19 protein-coding genes and 1 tRNA gene are annotated in these 18390 nt (G+C 36.0%); 8 read left to right on the forward strand and 12 right to left on the reverse strand.

What is annotated here, in order from left to right:
* Positions 1-61: 61 nt before the first annotated feature.
* The 4 genes from EZ456_RS14700 to sucC all read left to right on the forward strand — a co-directional run bounded on the left by EZ456_RS14700 (position 62) and on the right by sucC (position 3442).
* Entirely contained in the window at positions 62-835 is a 774-nt protein-coding gene (locus tag EZ456_RS14700; protein WP_131531332.1) for a ferritin-like domain-containing protein, read from the forward strand.
* 98 nt (positions 836-933) lie between these two features.
* Positions 934-1242, forward strand: coding sequence for a hypothetical protein (locus EZ456_RS14705; RefSeq protein WP_131531333.1), 309 nt, complete (start codon positions 934-936; stop codon positions 1240-1242).
* Positions 1243-1357: 115 nt separating this feature from the next.
* Positions 1358-2056 (forward strand): hypothetical protein, encoded by a 699-nt coding sequence (locus EZ456_RS14710; RefSeq protein WP_131531335.1) that lies wholly within the window; start codon positions 1358-1360, stop codon positions 2054-2056.
* A gap of 186 nt (positions 2057-2242) precedes the next feature.
* On the forward strand, positions 2243-3442 hold the full coding sequence (gene sucC, locus EZ456_RS14715) for an ADP-forming succinate--CoA ligase subunit beta (RefSeq protein ID WP_131531337.1): 1200 nt from the start codon (positions 2243-2245) through the stop codon (positions 3440-3442).
* A gap of 380 nt (positions 3443-3822) precedes the next feature.
* On the opposite strand, the gene EZ456_RS14720 is transcribed toward sucC, so the two are convergent.
* From EZ456_RS14720 to EZ456_RS14730, 3 genes are read right to left on the reverse strand one after another with little or no spacing between them, the layout of a single operon-like run.
* A complete protein-coding gene (locus EZ456_RS14720; RefSeq protein WP_131531339.1) occupies positions 3823-4029 on the reverse strand; it encodes a helix-turn-helix domain-containing protein in 207 nt (68 codons plus the stop codon).
* A 36-nt stretch (positions 4030-4065) separates the two neighbouring features.
* A complete protein-coding gene (locus tag EZ456_RS14725; protein WP_131531341.1) occupies positions 4066-4653 on the reverse strand; it encodes a hypothetical protein in 588 nt (195 codons plus the stop codon).
* Positions 4654-4656: 3 nt separating this feature from the next.
* The gene (locus tag EZ456_RS14730) at positions 4657-5214 is read right to left on the reverse strand and encodes a DUF2975 domain-containing protein (protein WP_131531343.1); all 558 of its coding nucleotides are present in this window, start codon (positions 5212-5214) and stop codon (positions 4657-4659) included.
* Positions 5215-5668: 454 nt separating this feature from the next.
* On the opposite strand from EZ456_RS14730, the gene EZ456_RS14735 reads away from it, so the two are divergent.
* On the forward strand, positions 5669-6529 hold the full coding sequence (locus EZ456_RS14735; protein ID WP_010601359.1) for a sigma-70 family RNA polymerase sigma factor: 861 nt from the start codon (positions 5669-5671) through the stop codon (positions 6527-6529).
* A 358-nt stretch (positions 6530-6887) separates the two neighbouring features.
* Here EZ456_RS14735 and EZ456_RS14740 read toward each other — a convergent pair whose 3' ends face one another.
* The 9 genes from EZ456_RS14740 to EZ456_RS14780 all read right to left on the reverse strand — a co-directional run bounded on the left by EZ456_RS14740 (position 6888) and on the right by EZ456_RS14780 (position 14499).
* Positions 6888-7751, reverse strand: coding sequence for an AMP nucleosidase (locus EZ456_RS14740; RefSeq protein ID WP_205945099.1), 864 nt, complete (start codon positions 7749-7751; stop codon positions 6888-6890).
* Positions 7752-7843: 92 nt separating this feature from the next.
* Complete coding sequence (gene clpX, locus EZ456_RS14745) at positions 7844-9082, reverse strand: ATP-dependent Clp protease ATP-binding subunit ClpX (protein ID WP_131531345.1); 1239 nt, start codon at positions 9080-9082, stop codon at positions 7844-7846.
* Positions 9066-9773, reverse strand: coding sequence for an ATP-dependent Clp endopeptidase proteolytic subunit ClpP (clpP, locus tag EZ456_RS14750; RefSeq protein ID WP_057932889.1), 708 nt, complete (start codon positions 9771-9773; stop codon positions 9066-9068). Before clpP ends, clpX begins: the two co-directional genes overlap by 17 nt.
* Positions 9774-9832: 59 nt before the next feature.
* Positions 9833-10192: a four helix bundle protein gene (locus EZ456_RS14755; protein WP_131531347.1), complete on the reverse strand. Its 360-nt coding sequence runs from the start codon at positions 10190-10192 to the stop codon at positions 9833-9835.
* A gap of 53 nt (positions 10193-10245) precedes the next feature.
* Entirely contained in the window at positions 10246-11595 is a 1350-nt protein-coding gene (tig, locus tag EZ456_RS14760) for a trigger factor (RefSeq protein ID WP_131531349.1), read from the reverse strand.
* A 168-nt stretch (positions 11596-11763) separates the two neighbouring features.
* Positions 11764-11845 (reverse strand) — tRNA-Leu (locus tag EZ456_RS14765).
* 498 nt (positions 11846-12343) lie between these two features.
* Positions 12344-12646 (reverse strand): hypothetical protein, encoded by a 303-nt coding sequence (locus tag EZ456_RS14770; RefSeq protein WP_131531351.1) that lies wholly within the window; start codon positions 12644-12646, stop codon positions 12344-12346.
* Positions 12647-12732: 86 nt separating this feature from the next.
* The gene (locus EZ456_RS14775; protein ID WP_131531353.1) at positions 12733-13530 is read right to left on the reverse strand and encodes a helical backbone metal receptor; all 798 of its coding nucleotides are present in this window, start codon (positions 13528-13530) and stop codon (positions 12733-12735) included.
* A gap of 90 nt (positions 13531-13620) precedes the next feature.
* Positions 13621-14499, reverse strand: a complete 879-nt coding sequence (locus tag EZ456_RS14780; RefSeq protein WP_131531355.1) for an AraC family transcriptional regulator — start codon at positions 14497-14499, stop codon at positions 13621-13623.
* Positions 14500-14718: 219 nt separating this feature from the next.
* On the opposite strand from EZ456_RS14780, the gene EZ456_RS14785 reads away from it, so the two are divergent.
* From EZ456_RS14785 to EZ456_RS14795, 3 genes are read left to right on the forward strand one after another with little or no spacing between them, the layout of a single operon-like run.
* Positions 14719-15483, forward strand: a complete 765-nt coding sequence (locus EZ456_RS14785) for an SDR family NAD(P)-dependent oxidoreductase (protein ID WP_131531357.1) — start codon at positions 14719-14721, stop codon at positions 15481-15483.
* Positions 15484-15497: 14 nt separating this feature from the next.
* Positions 15498-16718: an enolase C-terminal domain-like protein gene (locus EZ456_RS14790; protein WP_131531359.1), complete on the forward strand. Its 1221-nt coding sequence runs from the start codon at positions 15498-15500 to the stop codon at positions 16716-16718.
* Positions 16719-16736: 18 nt separating this feature from the next.
* Positions 16737-18389, forward strand: coding sequence for a sodium:solute symporter (locus EZ456_RS14795; protein ID WP_131531361.1), 1653 nt, complete (start codon positions 16737-16739; stop codon positions 18387-18389).
* The last annotated feature ends 1 nt before the right edge of the window (position 18390 follow it).

The raw sequence follows: 18390 nt of genomic DNA on the forward strand, positions 1-18390 counted from the left end.
AAGCTGTGCTATTGAGGATATTTTTAACCTAATAATTGATGAAACACAAACTCATTAATTTATGAAAATACATAGTTCAGCATATTGGACCAACTACTTCACAAACAATGCTAAAATTATGAGGCTTGATTGGACAATTAAACCAGAAATTTCTGATTTAGAAAAACAAAAAATACTGAAATCTCTGCAAGCTTGGCAACTCGGAGAAACATCGGAAGGTAAACATCTGATCCATGCATCAAAAAAATATGCAAGAGCCATAAATGACGACGAATATCTGAACGCAGTAAGTCTCTTTATCAAAGAAGAACAAAAACATGGAAATAACTTAGGCAAATACCTTGATTTAATTGAAGAAAAAAGAATTAAAAATGATTGGGGCGACACGCTATTTCGAAAAATAAGATATTTCAACACAAACATGGAGCTTTGGACAATCGCTGTAATTACCGTAGAAAGTGCTGCACAAATATTTTATCAAGCACTAAAAGATGCCACAAATTGCACTTTGCTCAAACAAATCTGCACCGATATCTTAATTGATGAAGCTGCTCACATTACTTTCCAAAGAGAACGTTTATATATTATTTTTAATCAAAAAAGTGCTTTCTCGAAATGGATAACTTACCATGCCTATTCTTGTTTCTTCATCTGCACAAGTTTAGTGGTTTGGCTAGCACACAAAACATTATTTAAAGCGGGTAAGCTTAACTTTTATAGGTATATCAACAAGATGAAATTTAAACTCGGTAAGGTTGCCGGTAAATCTGTTTTATATGAAAAAGAAGAACAACCAGGTCTTTCATTTAAAGAATTAAATCAAAATCTTTTATAATTAACCTCTCACTCCTTTAGCTCCCTGGTGTCAACCGCATCAGGGAATCTAAAATGATTTAATTATCCATTTAAACTGTATATTAAAATATAAAAATCATGAAAAATAAAGAAACATTTAGCGCTGGCAAACTAAGAATTACTATCATTTTAAGCGTAATAGCGTCAATATTGGCTATTCCACTTATAGCAATGCAATTCACCAACGAAGTGGCATGGAACCTATCAGATTTTATAACAGCAGGTATATTGTTGTTGAGTACAGGTTTGGCCATAGAACTTGTAATTAGAAATTTAAAAACAGGCACATTAAGGACAGTGGTACTTATTGTTATTTTACTAGCCTTATTCCTAATCTGGGCGGAATTAGCAGTTGGCATATTCGGAACACCATTTGCAGGGAGTTAACATTTAGATGCAACTGTCACAATATCATTTTCCCTGTGTAATCCGCATCGCCAAGTGAGAGCTAATAAAAAGCTTATTTTGATTAAATTACACTCACAAACCAAAATTAACGACAATGAAAAAAGTAATCTCAACAGCATTATTAAGTTTTATAATATTGGCGTCAGCCTGTACTGAAGAAAGTAAAACCATTTCTACTGATGAAACCAGTAACACACCAACTAAGGGTCAGCCAAAAGTACAATACGATTCTCCTATCATTGTTAACAAAACAGATATTATTCTGTATCCACTAAGGTTAAATGCCGATGATAATCACGACAGTTATAAAAGAGAAGCCAATGTCAATCATTGGAATCTTATTTTTTACGATATTATTTCTGGTAAAAGTGAATTGCTAACGAAAGAAAAAATCAACATTAATTCTTTCAATATTGGTCATTCAGAAAATGTTCCAAATAACCAGACAACCTTATCTGATCAGTTTATCTATTACAATATTACCGATTCAGATTATGATGGAGATAAAAAATTAACAGCTAAAGATCCTAACAAACTTTACCTATCTAAACTTGATGGAAAATCCTTTACCAGAATATCTCCGAACAATTACAACCTGAACAGCTGGAAAATAGACGATAAACACGATTTAATATTAATGGATTTAATCAAGGATTCGAATGGTGATAAAGAATTTAACGATAAGGATGAAGTTGAATACTTTATTTACAACTTAAAAACACGGACTTTTAAAGCCGTTTTCGATCAGAAATTTAAGGATGAAATTAAAAATTTAGCCAAAAAAGTATTGTAGAACATCCACACCACCCCGTTTTAATTTAAAAATCAAAAGCTGTAAGCAAGGTGCAGACAAAATAACCTTCTTACTTATGCCACTCTTTTTTCCGTTTAACATAAAACGTTCATTTTCTGAAAAAATCGGCAAATGCTATTTGTTTAAAGGGTTTGAAATTGTAGCTTTGGGCAAATTTTGTAGCAAATGAATATTCACGAATACCAGGGTAAACAAATATTAAAAAGTTTCGGTGTTAACATTCAAGAAGGAATAGTTGCCGACACTCCTGAGCAAGCTGTTGAGGCTGCTAAGCAACTGAAAATTGATTACAATTCTGACTGGGTTGTAATTAAAGCGCAAATCCACGCTGGTGGTCGCGGTAAAGGTGGAGGTGTTAAATTAGCCAAAAACCTGGAAGAAGTTAAACAACGTGCAACCGATATTATTGGTATGCAATTGGTTACTCCTCAAACCGGTCCAGAAGGTAAGTTAGTGAGTAAAATTTTAGTGGCCCAGGATGTTTACTATCCAGGTGCTTCTGAAACCAAAGAATTCTACATTTCCGTGTTGTTAGACCGTGCAAAAGGCCGTAACATCATTATGTATAGTACCGAAGGTGGTATGGATATCGAAGAGGTTGCTGAGCACACTCCACACTTAATTTTCAAAGAAGAAATCGATCCTAAAGTTGGCTTACAAGGTTTTCAGGCCCGTAAAATAGCTTTCAAATTAGGCCTTAGCGGTGTTGCACATAAAGAAATGGTTAAATTCGTAAGCGCTTTATATAAGGCATATGATGCAACTGATTCTGCGATGTTTGAAATTAATCCGGTATTAAAAACAAGTGATGATAAAATCATTGCTGTTGATGCTAAAGTTGATTTAGATGAAAATGCATTATTCCGTCACCCTGATTACGCAGCAATGCGCGATACGATGGAAGAAGATCCGATGGAAGTTGAAGCAAGTGCTTCTAACCTAAACTTTGTTAACCTGGATGGTAATGTAGGTTGTATGGTTAACGGTGCTGGTTTAGCCATGGCAACTATGGATATTATTAAATTGGCCGGTGGTGAGCCTGCTAACTTCTTAGATGTTGGTGGAACTGCAAATGCACAAACCGTTAAAGCGGCTTTTAACATCATTTTGAAAGATAAAAATGTTAAAGCAATCTTAATTAATATTTTCGGTGGTATTGTTCGTTGTGATCGTGTTGCACAAGGCGTTATCGATGCTTACCAAGAAATTGGAGACATTCCAGTGCCAATTATCTGCCGTTTGCAAGGTACAAATGCAGTAGAAGCTAAAAAATTAATTGATGAGTCTGGCCTTCAGGTTTACTCAGCAATCGCTTTAAAAGAAGCTGCAGATTTAGTAACTAAAGTATTGGCTGAACAAGCATAATAAGGTTAAAGCAGAAAGACTAAAGCTTAAAGCAAATCATATATTAAAACCTTTCAGTGAAAACTGGAAGGTTTTTTTATTCCCCTCTTTTAGAGAGCCTGCTCCGCATAACGGAGGGTGTCCGCAGGACGGGGTGTTTAACTTGGTCTATTTTTCATAAGACCATAATATCTGGATACTTCAAAGAAAATATCCTAGGTGGTCAAAATTTATTCTGAAAATCAAGGTCCTGCTCTCTTCAGTTCCGAAAGCCCCGCTATCACTACAATCTTTTCGTTCTATCAGGTTTATTTAATCTGAGTCCGCCTGTTTTGGCAAGCTAATGAAACGCTAAACTTGCGAAGTCTTTCCTGCACTCGAGCCCTTTTAGACTTTGTAAGTTAATCTGCCCGGAATTCTAAAATATCTCCTGGCTGGCAATCTAAAGCCTTACAAATCGCCTCTAAAGTTTCCAAACGCACAGCCTTCGCTTTGCCTGTTTTAAGTATCGATAAATTAGACATCGTAATCCCTACCCGTTCACTTAATTCGGTTAACGACATTTTACGCCTGGCCAACATTACATCTAAATTTATTATTATGGGCATTTTGGATCGATAAAGTTAGAAATGTTTTCAGTTAACCTAAATCGTTAAATCGTTTTCTTGTTTGAGTTTTCTAGTATATACGACAAACTGATAGGTTACACTGGCTATTACAATCAGTCCCATGGGATAAAGATTGGAGAAACCATGTGTATGGTCATGCTTAAATGCACCATTTGTTAAGTTGCCAACATAATTATCCATCAACGCCATTCCCGTCAAACTAATTGCAAAAAACAAAAACACAACTATAAGCAGTAGCTGGTAAACATTCTGCTCTTCCAACTTATAAATATTGATCAGTTTAAAATTTATGGCTAGTAAAATGGCTCCTCCTAATGTAAGATAAAAAACTACACTGGAGCCCCCATCGTTGAACATCTGATTTTCCAATATCACTGACTCAATAAAGCTGGGTTTTATCTGTATTACTCCAATTTCGCTGTTCGTAAAATCAAACCCGTTTACATTAACCTTACTGGCTTTTAGATGCCTGACAACATTAATGCTTAAAATACCCCTGCTGTAATCTATTGCGGCATACACAAAATGTGTTAAGGCAGAAATCAGCGCGTAAGCAATCAGGCTATAAGCCGAGTTTCTTAGAATTTTTACTGTATTACTCATTATTTATATCGTTAAATCGTTTTCTTGTTGAATTTCTATTCCTCTGTTTACTACCTGTACTATTATAAAAAGTACCACGGCCATAAAGAACCAAACATCAGCGCCATCCATATTTAACGATTGGATGTCCGCAGTCGCAACGCCCTGCGCTGTTAACCACATTGTATACTTACCGCCTAAATGAGCAAAAAAACCTATCCCAAGAGCTAAAAAAACTTGTTTTAAAATAAAACGCTTCAATTCTATACTGAAAGGCTGAGAAATACTAAGTTTTTTCTCGATAAACAATTTCAAAATTAAATAGAACATAATTGCTTTTAGCACGGCTACAATAATCATAACGACTGTAATTACCAAGAAATACCCTTGATCAAATTTATAAACGCTTGACAAATAATCTGCTCCATCCCAAAAGTTCCGCACATCATTTGGGTTTATAAACGATGTAATAATTGTGTTAACAAGTATCCCACCTGCTTCTACACATAGGCCGATAAAAATTATCCAGGAAAGTATCTGTAATACTTTCAAAATCTGATTGGTTGTTATTTTAATTTCCATAATTACATACCAGTTTAAAATGTAATGCCTGAGATTTAATTTACTGTTTAAATAATTAAACCGATTTCTTGTTTTGATTTTTTATACATACAACCTGACAAAAACTACATGATGAAAAACACCAGAAAATAAGGATCTAGTTATTTACTTTAAATAGTTGAAAATTCAAGAAACGTCATGTTTATTTAATTATTTATAGCGCAAACATAAATAATAAATTATTATAATTCAAAATATATTTATTGATCTACAATAAATATTATTCGAAAAGCAATCATAATGCAGTTATTTAAACAAATAATGTCAGAATTTAATTTGGAATGGTTTTTGCTATAAGTAAAACTATAAAAAACTTGTGCAAACAGTAACATTTTCAGCATTTTATCCTTTCGGATTGCTATACAATTTCGTAACTTTGCACACTCAATAATTAAAGAGCACACAATTCGTATAAATGAGACAACTCAAGATAACGCAATCCATTACCAACCGTGAAAGTCAGTCATTAGATAAATACCTGCACGAAATTGGCAAAGTAGATTTAATAACAGCAGAAGAGGAAGTAATTTTAGCAAGGAAGATTCGTGAGGGCGATCAGGCTGCATTAGAGCGATTGACTAAAACCAACTTGCGTTTCGTTGTTTCTGTTGCAAAACAATATCAAAATCAGGGTTTAACCTTAGGTGATTTAATCAATGAAGGTAACTTAGGTTTAATTAAGGCGGCAAAACGTTTTGATGAGACCAAAGGTTTCAAATTCATTTCTTATGCCGTTTGGTGGATTCGTCAATCTATTTTGCAGGCAATTGCCGAGCAAAGCCGTATTGTACGTTTACCTTTAAACCAAGTAGGTTCGTTAAGCAAAATCAGTAAAGCTTTCTCTAAATTAGAGCAAGAATATGAGCGTGAGCCTTCTCCAGAAGAACTTGCTGATATTTTAGAAACTACAGTGGATAAAATTTCGGACACTCTAAGTAACTCTGGTCGCCACGTATCAATGGATGCTCCTTTTGTTCAAGGTGAAGAAAATACATTATTAGATGTATTGGAGAACCACGAACCAAATACAGATAGTTCATTGATTAACGAATCTTTATCAGAAGAAATTAAACGTTCTTTATCTACTTTAACTGAAAGAGAAAGAGAAATTATCGTTTTATTCTTCGGCTTAGGCTCTAATCACCCCCTTTCTCTAGAAGAAATTGGCGAGAAGTTTAATTTAACTCGCGAACGTGTTCGTCAGATTAAGGATAAAGCGTTACAACGTTTACGTCATACTTCAAGAAGTAAAATCTTAAAATCTTACTTAGGATAGGAAATTAGATTCATATAAATATTAAAAGATCGGCAAATGCCGGTCTTTTTTTTGTCTATACCATTTATTTCTAATTGTGCTTATTAAGATCCTGAAACAAGTTCAGGAGGACGATTATCCTAACTTGATGCGTCATGCTGATATGATAGCTATCGGATTTTTAACATCTTTTTCAACTCAATAAAAAGTTATCAATAAAAGATTCTAAAAATGAGTCGTCATTGCGAGGAGGAACGACGAAGCAATCTTTCCTATTTGCGACAAGATTGCTTCATCCGATGAAAAATAATTCAGATCAAAAAGATCCTGAAACAAGTTCAGGATGACGATTCTTTAATTATAACAGCGCTATTTTATTCTAAAACAACAAGTGTTTTACGGTTAATCCATTATTGATTAATTGCTTCAATGAGTCGATACCAATGCGCAAATGGGTTTCTACATACTTTTCAGTTACACTGCTATCGCTTTCTGCAGTTTTAACACCTTCAGGAATCATGGGTTGATCGGAAACTAAAAGCAATGCGCCAGCTGGGATTTTATTGGCAAAAGCCGTGGTAAAAACCGTAGCTGTTTCCATATCTACAGCCATCGCCCTTAAAGTTTTCAAGTATTTTTTAAATTCTTTATCGTGTTCCCAAACCCTGCGGTTAGTGGTATAACAGGTTCCGGTCCAATAATCTCTACCATGATCGCGTATGGTTGTAGAAATCGCTTTCTGTAAAGCGAAAGCTGGCAAGGCAGGCACTTCAGCTGGAAGATAATCATTTGAAGTACCTTCTCCCCTAATTGCTGCAATCGGTAAAATTAAATCGCCCAACTGGTTTTTCTTCTTCAAACCGCCGCACTTACCTAAAAACAGAACTGCTTTAGGCTTAATGGCCGTCAATAAGTCCATCATTGTCGCAGCTAAAGGACTCCCCATACCAAAGTTGATAATCGTAATGCCATTTGCAGTAACACTTTGCATAGGCTTATCTAAACCCATAATCGGCGCATTATCATTCCACTCCGAAAACATGGTTACATACTTACTGAAATTGGTTAGCAGAATATAATCTCCAAATTGATCTAACGGCCTGCCCGTATAACGTGGCAACCAGTTTTTAACAATTTCATCTTTCGATTTTAATCCTGATTTAACGGGACTTTCTACTTCTTTTATTTTTTTTGATTTCTCTAAAATGGCTTCGTCTTTTTTTACGTCTTTTTCTTCATTCATATTTTTTAGTTTAGAGCCTGGCGCATGGCGCAAAGCGTTAACAATACTATATTACAAAAAATCCCCCCGCTTTCGCGAGAGGATTTGAATTTTTAAGCAACCTGCAACTTTTTAAAGTCGGCTTTTTCAAATTTTTCTATCGCATAATCGAGATTGATGTGCAATTCCTTGACATCCGTCTGCGTTGGTGTATCAAACATCGCATCCAACATAATCGCTTCGCAGATTGATCTTAAACCACGGGCTCCTAGTTTATATTCCATTGCTTTATCCACAATAAAATCTAAAACGTCATCCTCAAAAATCAACTTAACATCTTCATAAGCAAAAAGCTTCACATATTGCTTGATCAATGAGTTTTTAGGTGCTGTTAAAATGTTTCTTAACGATTCTTTATCCAATGGGTTTAAGTGAGAAAGAACTGGTACACGACCAATTAATTCCGGAATTAATCCAAAAGATTTTAAATCCTGAGGTGTAATATACTTATAAAGATTTTTAAGATCTAAAACTGTCTCATCTTTCTTTACTTTATAACCTACAGCTTGCGTGCGTAAACGATTGGCAATTTTGCGTTCAATACCATCAAATGCGCCACCACAGATAAATAGAATATTATTCGTATTTACTGGGATCATTTTCTGATCTGGGTGCTTACGTCCGCCCTGAGGTGGAACATTTACAACCGTACCTTCTAAGATTTTCAATAAAGCCTGCTGAACACCTTCTCCCGATACATCACGTGTAATGGATGGGTTATCACTTTTACGCGCTACTTTATCTACCTCATCAATGTAAACGATACCGCGTTCAGCAGCCGTTACATCATAATCAGCAGCCTGAAGCAAGCGCGTTAAAATACTTTCAACATCTTCACCTACATAACCTGCTTCGGTTAAAACAGTTGCATCACAGATACAGAATGGCACATGCAAAATTTTTGCAATGGTTTTAGCCAAAAGTGTTTTACCAGTACCTGTTTCGCCCACTAACATGATATTTGATTTTTCAATCTCGATCTCGTCTTTATCAACTTTTTGATTTAAACGTTTGTAATGGTTGTAAACGGCAACGGATAACACCTTTTTAGCATCATCCTGACCAATAACATACTGATCAAGATGTTGTTTAATTTCAAGAGGCTTTAATAAGTTTATTGCCTCTTGAATATTTTTTGTCCCTTTGGTCCCTAATTCTTGCGCAAGCAATTGATTGGCCTGGGTTACACATTTATCGCAGATAAATGCATCCATGCCTTCAATCAACATTAACGTTTCATGCTTGCCAGAATGGCAGAATGAGCAACGGGATTCTTTATTTTGTTTCGCCATCTTTTTTTGCGTTTCTCGATAACACTTCATCAACCATACCAAATCCTTTTGCCTCGTCAGCTGTCATCCAGTAATCGCGATCTGAAGCTTTCTCTACCCAATCATATGTTTGGCCAGAGTGCTCTGAAATAATATCGTATAATTCTTTTTTCAATTTCAACATCTCTCTCAAGTTGATCTCCATATCAGATGCCACACCTTGTGCACCGCCTGATGGTTGGTGAATCATTACTCTTGAGTGAGGTAATGCAGCACGTTTTCCTTTTGCACCAGCTACCAATAAAACTGCCCCCATCGATGCAGCCATACCTGTACAAATTGTAGCTACATCTGGCTGTATATATTGCATGGTGTCATAAATACCTAAACCTGCATAAACCGAGCCACCAGGAGAGTTAATGTAGATCTGAATATCTCTATCGGCATCTGTTGATTGCAAAAACAACAACTGTGCCTGGATAATGTTTGCATTCTGATCGTAAATGGCATCACCTAAAAAGATAATACGATCCATCATCAACCTGGAGAAAACATCCATTTGCGCTACATTTAACTGGCGTTCTTCAATGATATATGGTGTCATGCTCTTAGGGTTCAGATTAGCCTGAGCAATAAATTTATCTACGTGTAAACCGCCAATTCCCTGATGTTTAACGGCAAATTTTCTGAATTCTTGTGAATCTATGTTCATGAGTTATAGAGTTTGGCGTTTTGCGATAAGCGTTTTTAAGCCTAAACCAAATACGCGGGTTATTTTAATAAATATTTCCTGAAGTTGGTTAATTTCCGTGCCAATTTATCTAATTCCTCCAGATAATCATTCAGTTCTGTGTCAGAAATATATTTTCGCCGCTCTAAAACTACTAAAATATTTGCATTTTCAAAGGTTGATCGATGCGCAATATTCAGATAATGAGCGAATTCCTTATTGGAAATAGAGCCTGAGCCCTCGGCAATATTATTGGATATGCTAAGAGCAGCCCCATTGAGCTGCTCTGCAAATCTATATTTTTTATCAACTGACAATCGGTCAGCTATATCAAGTAGTTTATCAGTTAATGTTATTGATAACTGCCAAACCTCGAGCGATTGAAATTTAAATTGAGCCATAACTAAATATAGGAATAGCACAATCATTTTCAAAACGCCTTACGCCAAACGCATTACTTTTTATCAAGCGCAATAAACTTATCGTACTCAATATCTTTTTGCTCTAAAGTAACAATAGATTTGATTTGTTCGAAAGTTTTTAATGCCTTTACCTCTTCGAAAACACGGTTAGCATTTTCTTTTTCCTGCAAAAATTGAACTGCATATTGAGCCAATTGATCTTCAGGAAGTGGACTTGGGCTGTACATTCTAAATTGAGCATCTAATTTAGCTTTAGCTGCCTGAACTACATCTTCATATTTAATTTCGATGCTGTTATCTTTAATGATTTTGTTTTCAATTAAAGTCCATTTAAGGTTTTTAGCGAAATCATCATAACCTTCTGCTAACTCTTCGTCGGTTAATTTTTCATTTGTAGCCTTTAACCAGCGACGTAAAAATTCATCAGGCAATTCGAAGTTGTGTTTAGTTAAAAGTGCTTCATAAATATCGTTCGATAATTTACGCTCCGCATCTTGTTTGAACATACTTTCTACTTCCTCAGTAATTTTCGCTCTGAAACCCGCTTCGTCAGTTACGGTACCTTCACCAAATAATTTATCAAAAAACTCTTGGTTTAAGTCAGACTCCTCTAAACGGTTCACATTTTTAACGTGAAGTTTAAAGTTTGCTTTTAATTCTGCTGCTTCTTCTTCAGAAATGTTTAAAGCTTTAGCAATTACCGCCGCATCTTCTAATGCTTTTTGGATATCGATCGTAACTTCATCATCTTTCTTTAAACCGATCAACGATTTAAGGATTTTTTTATCTTTAACCTGATCTAAACGAATAGTTGCCGTACTGGTAATTCCACCTTCAACAGCAGTACCATCAGCAGCTACCTGAGTTAATTCGGTATATAAAACGTCATCATCAGCCGAAACCTCAGGATTAGTCATTTTACCATAACTGCGACGAATATTTTTGATACGGCTTTCTAAAGTTTCTTGATCAGCCTTAACAACATATTCGGTAAATTTATCTTTAGATGAAACGTTTACATCAAAAGCAGGCGCTAAACCCAATTCATAATCAAACTCAAAATCATCTGTATTATCCCATTTAAATTCGCGTTCATCGTCCATTTTAGGAAGCGGTTGACCTAAAATTTCTAATTTTTGCTCAGCAATGTAGTTAGATAAAGTATCGTTTAACAAGCTGTTAACCTCTTCTACCAAGATACTTTTACCGTACATTTTTTTAATGTGGGCAGCAGGAACCATTCCTTTACGGAAACCAGGTAATTGTGCTTTTTTAGCTTGATCTTTAATGGCTTTCTCTACTTTTCCAGTATAATCTGCAGGTGCAATTTTGATTTTTACAACAGCATTTAAGTTGCCGGTTTTTTCCTGTGTAATATTCATTTTATCAGATATGAGTATTGAGATGTGCAATTAGATTTGAGTTCGAGACATGAGATTTGAGACAAATGCCACACATCGCTTCAATTAAACAGCACATCAATTTTTATTTAATCAATGTTTTAAAAAACAAAACCGTTCCGATTAATATCGGAACGGCTTCATTTGTAGTGCGGATGAAGGGACTCGAACCCCCACGCCGTGAAGCGCCAGATCCTAAGTCTGGTGCGGCTACCAATTACGCCACATCCGCAATTAGGATTTATTTTGGATTGCAAAGATAGGAACTAGATTGAATAATCAAAAATATATGTGCGAAATTGTCAAATATTTTTGATCAAAAAAGCTAAGTCATTAAGGTTGAAGGAGAAAAAATTCAATAAAATATTTAGAATTATTATCCTGCATCTGACATATTACTTAAAAGGTTAGTCATCCTGAGGGATAATTTATTGTATAAAAATCAATATAGATGACAGAGTATTTTTTTTTGCAGTAATAGGCTGCGAGGAATCGTCATTGCGAGAAGGCTTTTTCAGCCGACGAAGCAATCTTACAACAATCGCTACTAGCGTGCGCTTTAAGATTGCTTCATTCCTAGCATCCGATAGCTATCGGATGACGACCTTTCTATGGATTCTGTCAATGGTAGCTTGTTTCAGGATCTTATTAAAAATAATTCAACATAGATAGATGCCAAAACAAGTTCATCAGAACTCATATGTAGAGAGAATAATTAAGATCTTAGCCATTAAAATTTCACCAATGTTACATCGATAAGCTCTGGGCCACCTTCTAATGGATAACCAGAAACTTTCTTCCCTTTTATGGTAACTTTCTTATCTAAATAAGTATCCAGATTTATGGTTGCACTTTTTAAGGCATAGCTTTTATTATCGGCTTTAAGCAGATGTGTACCATATTGAAAGGTCGTCATTCCTAATTTTTCAATAGTCCCACTTGCTGTAACAGTGCCAGTGGAGTTTCCACTTTTCATAGAACTGCAACCAGAAATTATGGCTACGAATAGGGAAAGAATTAATATTTTTTTCATTGGGCTTATGTTTTTTATTGGTGATGGTATGATAACGGGATAATTTAATGGTGTGCTACAAATTACAAAAATTTAATCGCCAAAAACTAATAAAGTTCTTTTTGGAATTCGAAAAAATATTGAACGGCTTTAACCAGCCTGCTTCCATACCAGCTAAACATCTCTCCATCAACAAGCATAATTTTTACACCTGGAATGGCAGCTTGTATTTCTTCAATATGCTTTTCGCCAAAAGGATAGGGCTCGGAAGACAGTAAAATAAGTTCACAGTTTAAAGTTTTCAGTTCATCTAGTGTTACCGCTGGATAACGGTCTTGTTTGATCACATTCGTCATTCCGTTAATTAACAATGTATCATCAATAAATGTATTTTTTCCAGCTGCCATGTAGGGTTTGCGCCAGATGAGATAAGCTACTTTTTTATCAATGTGATGTTGAAGTGCAAGTATTTTTAGATCATTGAATCCGGCAGAAATTAAATGGTTAAGGTAACCGGCTTCTGGTTCACGATCTACCAGCGCCCCTATTTGGCCAATAGTCTTCATGGCATCATCTAAAGTGAAAATATCGCTCATCCAAACAGGAAAGTATATCGCAAGCTCTTCTATATCACTTTGCGTATTTTCTTCTTTGTTCCCAATAATCAAATCGGGTTTTAAATCTTTGATTAAATCGATATTGAGTTTTTTTGTTCCACCTACCTTGGTTCTTGCCGCAAATTTTTCTATCGGATGGATGCAGAATTTGGTCAATCCGATAATTTCCTGATCCAATCCCAAGTCAAATAACAATTCTGTTTGTGAAGGCACAACAGAAATAATCCGTTTAGGAGGAAAATTGATAGAAATTTCCCTGCCCATTTGATCGATAAAGGACTTTTGCATGTGCAAATATATGATTTAGGGAAGATTAGCCTATTTAAATAATGTGTTTAGGCTGTTACTTATCAACGATTCTACTACAGCAGGCGCTATTTAATCGGCAATCAACATTTTTTTATATTCTTTTGGGGTAACGCCTTTTGCGAGCTTAAAAAATTTGTTAAAATTAGAAAGACTATTAAAACCACATATATAAGCCATTTCACTTATTTGGTGATCACTTTCGGCAATTAATTTACAGGCATGGCCAATTCTTACTTCATTAACAAAAGTTACAAAAGTTTTCTGTGTACGGTTCTTAAAGTATCTGCAAAAAGCCTGTTTATTCATATTGGTCATCTCAGCAGCATCAACCAACAATATCTCTTTATTAAAATTATCAAAAACATATTTCAAAATCTTGTCCATTCTATCATTATCTTTTAATTGATAGTTATTGGTATAGCCCGGGCTCGCCAGTAATACATAATCTTTGTTTTGACAAAGCAGGTTTAAAATTTCCAGCACCACTATTAAACGGGTTATTTCTTCCGTTGCCTGGGTAATTTTTAACAACAAAGGTTTTATTTCCTTTCTGGTCGAAAGGTTGAATTTCATTCCGCGTTTAGCCAGTTGGAAAAAATTTCTAAGCTTCTGTATATTCTCTGGCTCATGGAAAATATCGAGTATTTTTTCGGGATGGAGAAAAAGCGAAATCGAATATGCATGGGTATTTGGTGTCGAATCGCTAAAATACTGCTGGCTATTGTGCCATACATGAGGCAAATTAGATCCTACAAAAATTATCTCTTCATTATTAAAATCTTCAATGCTATCACCAATCATGCGCCGCCCTTCGCTTTCAATCTTGTAAGTAAGCTGACATTCTTCGTGAAAATGGAAATCAGTAGAGAAATAGGGTGCGTCTACTACCTTTATACCATAAACGTCGTTTATTTTTCCATCCAGTATTTTGGCAAAAATCGGTTTCATTTGATACAGGCTATTTTCTTTACAGTAAGTTTTAGCACTTATGGCAGCTATTTAGTTATGAGAAACTAATTTACTATTTAACATCTTAAATTACCAATTACGACAAACAAATTTAACAAATAGGCTAATATAACATCACTATTAGCAAATTACACCTCAGTTAATTTCTTTTTTCCTTAATAATTTAGCTTATTATAAATACTAACCAAATTAAACAACATGCTTCATCATAAAATTATTGTACTAACAGGCGGCGCCGATGGCATTGGCTGGGAATGTGCAAAAGCTTATTCAAAAGCTGGTGCAACTGTTTGTATCCTTGATAAAAACCCAATAGCCGAAAACAAACTAAATGAACTCGAAACAGCAAAAAAAATAGCCATATCCTGCAATCTAGTTAATGAAAATGAAATTGCTACTGCTTTTAAAACCATCATTCAAAAGTTTGGTAATATAGATGCCATACATAACAATGCGGGGATTGCACATCCTTCAAAAACGCTTGATCAAACTACAGATGCTGAGTGGGATTTATTGATGAATGTTAACTTAAAGAGCATTTTATATACCACCCGTTACGGCATCGAGCATCTTAAAAAAACAAAGGGTTGTATTTTAAATACCAGCTCGATGGTAGGCACTATTGGGCAGGACAATCATGCAGCTTATGTAGCTACAAAGGGGGCAATTAATGCATTAACCAAAGCCATGGCCCTAGATTATGCATCATACAAAATACGTGTTAATGCGATTTCGCCCGCAGCAATTAACACTCCAACCTTGCAATTATGGAGCAAAGAACAGTCCAATAAAGAAGAAATACAGCATTACTTAGATAAGCTCCAACCGTTAGGCAGCATGCCAGCTGGTGATGTAATTGCAGATGCTTGCCTATTCTTATTGAGCGATGCTGCCAGATTTATAACAGGAACTATTTTACCAGTAAGCGGTGGTGCCGAACTTGGATACAGAACCATCATATAATCCAGATTACTAACATGATAAACAAAATAGAAATTAGCGATAAACGATTTGAACTATCAACCGGTGCAGGTAGCGATGCCATACATAAAGACCCACAATACTCTTATGCAGTTACCAATTTAACCAACGAAAACGGCATTACAGGAACAGGCTTAGCTTTTACACTGGGTGCTGGTAACGATTTGGTTTGCAATGCTGCTCAATTTTATGCCAATACTTTAAAGGGACTAGATATTGAAGAATTGATGAGCGATTTTGGACAGACCTTTCGCACCTTATCAAACGAACAGCAATTTAGGTGGCTTGGGCCTCACAAAGGTGTTGTACATTTAGGATTAGCTTCTGTAACCAATGCCTGTTACGATTTATGGGCAAAAAAACGTGGTGTACCGCTTTGGAAACTCCTGATTGATTTAAGTCCTGAAGAAATTGTAAATACACTCGATCTCTCCTACCTGGAAGATGTACTCACTAAAGAGGAGGCAATAACCATGCTGCAAAGCCAAACCGATTTCAAAAAATCGAGGGAAAGTATTCTTGATATCGGTTATCCAGGTTATGATACTTCCGTGGGCTGGTTTAACTACGACGATGAAAAAGTACGCGAAAACTGCAAAAAAGCTATAGCCAATGGTTTTACGGCAATGAAGCTTAAAGTAGGATCAACCGATCCTAAACGTGATATTAGAAGGGCAAACATTGTACGAGACGTTGCTGGTGAAACCTCAAAAGTAATGTTAGATGCCAACCAGCAGTGGACACTGCCACAAGCCATTTCAATATGTAATGAGCTTAAAAATATGAATCCTTTCTGGATCGAAGAACCCACGCACCCAGATGATGTATTGGCACATCAGATTTTGGCCAAAGAAATTGCTCCTGTTAAATTGGCTTTGGGCGAACATGTACCCAACCGCATTATTTTTAAAAACTATCTGCAAACTGGTTGTACGGGTTTTGCCCAGGTAGATGCAGTGCGTGTAGGTGGTGTTAGTGAGTTCATCACGATTAGCTTATTATGCAAAAAATTTGGCGTGCCCGTAGTACCACACGTTGGCGACATGGGACAGTTACATCAGCATCTGGTACTCTTTAACCATATTGCTATGGGGCACGAAGCTTTATTTCTGGAACATATCCCCCATTTAAAACAACATTTTAAAAACCCCATTAAGATTGAAAACGGAGTTTACATCACTCCACAAGAAGCCGGAAGCAGCTGTGATTTAAAATAACGAAAAGTCTAACCAAATATGATCAGTACAATCGATATCGTAATTACCGTTGCCTATATACTTTTTATTGTAACCATAGGTTTATGGACCGGGACGCGAAAAAAGAAAAACGAAGAAACCACCAGTGGGGAATACTTTTTGGCGGGCAAATCGCTTAAATGGCCTATGATTGGCCTGGCACTGTTTGCAACAAACATTTCGTGCCTCCATTTGGTAAGTTTGGCACAGAGTGGATTCGACAGCGGACTTTTAAATGGCAATTTTGAATGGATGGCTGCATTTACCCTCATTCTTTTAGCCTTGTTATTTATTCCTTTCTATATCCGTTCGGGTATTTCTACTTTACCCGACTTTTTAGAACGGAGATATAACCGTGCCTGTAGAGATTGGCTTGCATTTATCTCTATCCTATCGGCCATTATTATTCATATTGCCTTTTCTTTTTTAGCAGGTGGTATTGTACTCGAAACTTTATTCGGTATAGATATGTATGTGAGCATAGTGGTAATTGCTTCGCTAACCGGTCTATACACCATTATAGGCGGCTTGAGGGCTGTAGTGGTTACCGAAACCATACAAAGTTTGGTACTAATTACCGGAGCCATTATCATTACAGTTTTTGCATGGAATAAAGTTGGTGGCTGGGATCAAATGACAGCTATACTACAAAAAGAAAATGCCATGGATAAGCTCAGTATGATACGCCCGATTGGCGATAAGAGTGGGATGAGCTGGATAGCTGTATTTTTAGGCTATCCCGTTTTGGGTATTTGGTACTGGTGTGCCGATCAAACTATTGTACAACGTGTTTTAGGCGCAAAAGATGAAAACCACGCCCGCGTAGGCTCGTTATTCTGCGGTTTTATCAAAATTTTACCGGTCTTTATTTTCGTACTACCAGGTTTGTTTGCTTACATTTTATATAAGTCTGGTACAATGGATTTATCGAGTTTACAAACTGTTGGCGCCAATGGCGAAACGGTGTTAAACACCAAAGGCATTTATACTTTAATGATTACCCAACTTCTGCCAAAAGGATTGGTGGGGATTTTGGTAGCCGCCTTGTTATCAGGATTAATGAGCCAAATTGCAGGTGCATTAAATTCTATCGCCACTTTAAGCAGTTATGATTTATACAAAAGATTTAAACCCGAAACCAGCGATAAAAAATTAGTTAGTGTAGGCCGTTGGTCTGCAGGTATTGCCTTAGCCGTTTCAATAGGTCTCTTACCATTATTAAATAGCTATCAAAGTCTTTTCGAAGGTATAAATGATGTGATAGCACATATTGCCCCTCCTATTACCTGCGTATTTTTATTGGGTGTATTTTGGAAAAAAGCATCGGCAAAAGGAGCACAATATACTTTGCTGCTGGGTTCTATTATTGGGGCCAGTGTTTTTGTAGTAAATAAAGTATATGGCACAGAAACTATAATTGGTAATATACCCTTTATGATGATGGCCTTTTACCTGTTCTGCATCTGTGTGTTTATACAGGTAGTATTTTCTTACCTCTATCCGGTAAAACACACCGCTCAAAGTGAAGCCTTATACTGGACTTCTATTTGGGAACCCCTTAAAAGTAAAGGTTGGAGCGGGATAGGAAATTATAAATTTTTATCTGTGCTTTTGCTAACTATAATGGGCGTTTTATATGTCTGCTTTAAATAAA

Origin of the sequence: Pedobacter psychrodurus (assembly GCF_004331735.1) — a bacterium.
In the GTDB taxonomy this organism is placed as follows: Bacteria; Bacteroidota; Bacteroidia; order Sphingobacteriales; family Sphingobacteriaceae; genus Pedobacter; species Pedobacter psychrodurus.

Excerpts from the sequence above, each read along its gene's own strand:
- EZ456_RS14790 (WP_131531359.1), top strand. The coding sequence starts at position 15,498 with ATGATAAACAAAATAGAAATTAGCGATAAACGATTTGAACTATCAACC.
- EZ456_RS14780 (WP_131531355.1), bottom strand. The coding sequence starts at position 14,499 with ATGAAACCGATTTTTGCCAAAATACTGGATGGAAAAATAAACGACGTT.
- EZ456_RS14775 (WP_131531353.1), bottom strand. The coding sequence starts at position 13,530 with ATGCAAAAGTCCTTTATCGATCAAATGGGCAGGGAAATTTCTATCAAT.
- EZ456_RS14740 (WP_205945099.1), bottom strand. The coding sequence starts at position 7,751 with ATGAATGAAGAAAAAGACGTAAAAAAAGACGAAGCCATTTTAGAGAAA.
- EZ456_RS14730 (WP_131531343.1), bottom strand. The coding sequence starts at position 5,214 with ATGGAAATTAAAATAACAACCAATCAGATTTTGAAAGTATTACAGATA.
- EZ456_RS14705 (WP_131531333.1), top strand. The coding sequence starts at position 934 with ATGAAAAATAAAGAAACATTTAGCGCTGGCAAACTAAGAATTACTATC.
- EZ456_RS14735 (WP_010601359.1), top strand. The coding sequence starts at position 5,669 with ATGAGACAACTCAAGATAACGCAATCCATTACCAACCGTGAAAGTCAG.
- clpX (WP_131531345.1), bottom strand. The coding sequence starts at position 9,082 with ATGGCGAAACAAAATAAAGAATCCCGTTGCTCATTCTGCCATTCTGGC.
- tig (WP_131531349.1), bottom strand. The coding sequence starts at position 11,595 with ATGAATATTACACAGGAAAAAACCGGCAACTTAAATGCTGTTGTAAAA.
- sucC (WP_131531337.1), top strand. The coding sequence starts at position 2,243 with ATGAATATTCACGAATACCAGGGTAAACAAATATTAAAAAGTTTCGGT.
- EZ456_RS14710 (WP_131531335.1), top strand. The coding sequence starts at position 1,358 with ATGAAAAAAGTAATCTCAACAGCATTATTAAGTTTTATAATATTGGCG.
- EZ456_RS14770 (WP_131531351.1), bottom strand. The coding sequence starts at position 12,646 with ATGAAAAAAATATTAATTCTTTCCCTATTCGTAGCCATAATTTCTGGT.
- EZ456_RS14755 (WP_131531347.1), bottom strand. The coding sequence starts at position 10,192 with ATGGCTCAATTTAAATTTCAATCGCTCGAGGTTTGGCAGTTATCAATA.
- EZ456_RS14725 (WP_131531341.1), bottom strand. The coding sequence starts at position 4,653 with ATGAGTAATACAGTAAAAATTCTAAGAAACTCGGCTTATAGCCTGATT.
- EZ456_RS14700 (WP_131531332.1), top strand. The coding sequence starts at position 62 with ATGAAAATACATAGTTCAGCATATTGGACCAACTACTTCACAAACAAT.
- EZ456_RS14785 (WP_131531357.1), top strand. The coding sequence starts at position 14,719 with ATGCTTCATCATAAAATTATTGTACTAACAGGCGGCGCCGATGGCATT.
- EZ456_RS14720 (WP_131531339.1), bottom strand. The coding sequence starts at position 4,029 with ATGCCCATAATAATAAATTTAGATGTAATGTTGGCCAGGCGTAAAATG.
- clpP (WP_057932889.1), bottom strand. The coding sequence starts at position 9,773 with ATGAACATAGATTCACAAGAATTCAGAAAATTTGCCGTTAAACATCAG.
- EZ456_RS14795 (WP_131531361.1), top strand. The coding sequence starts at position 16,737 with ATGATCAGTACAATCGATATCGTAATTACCGTTGCCTATATACTTTTT.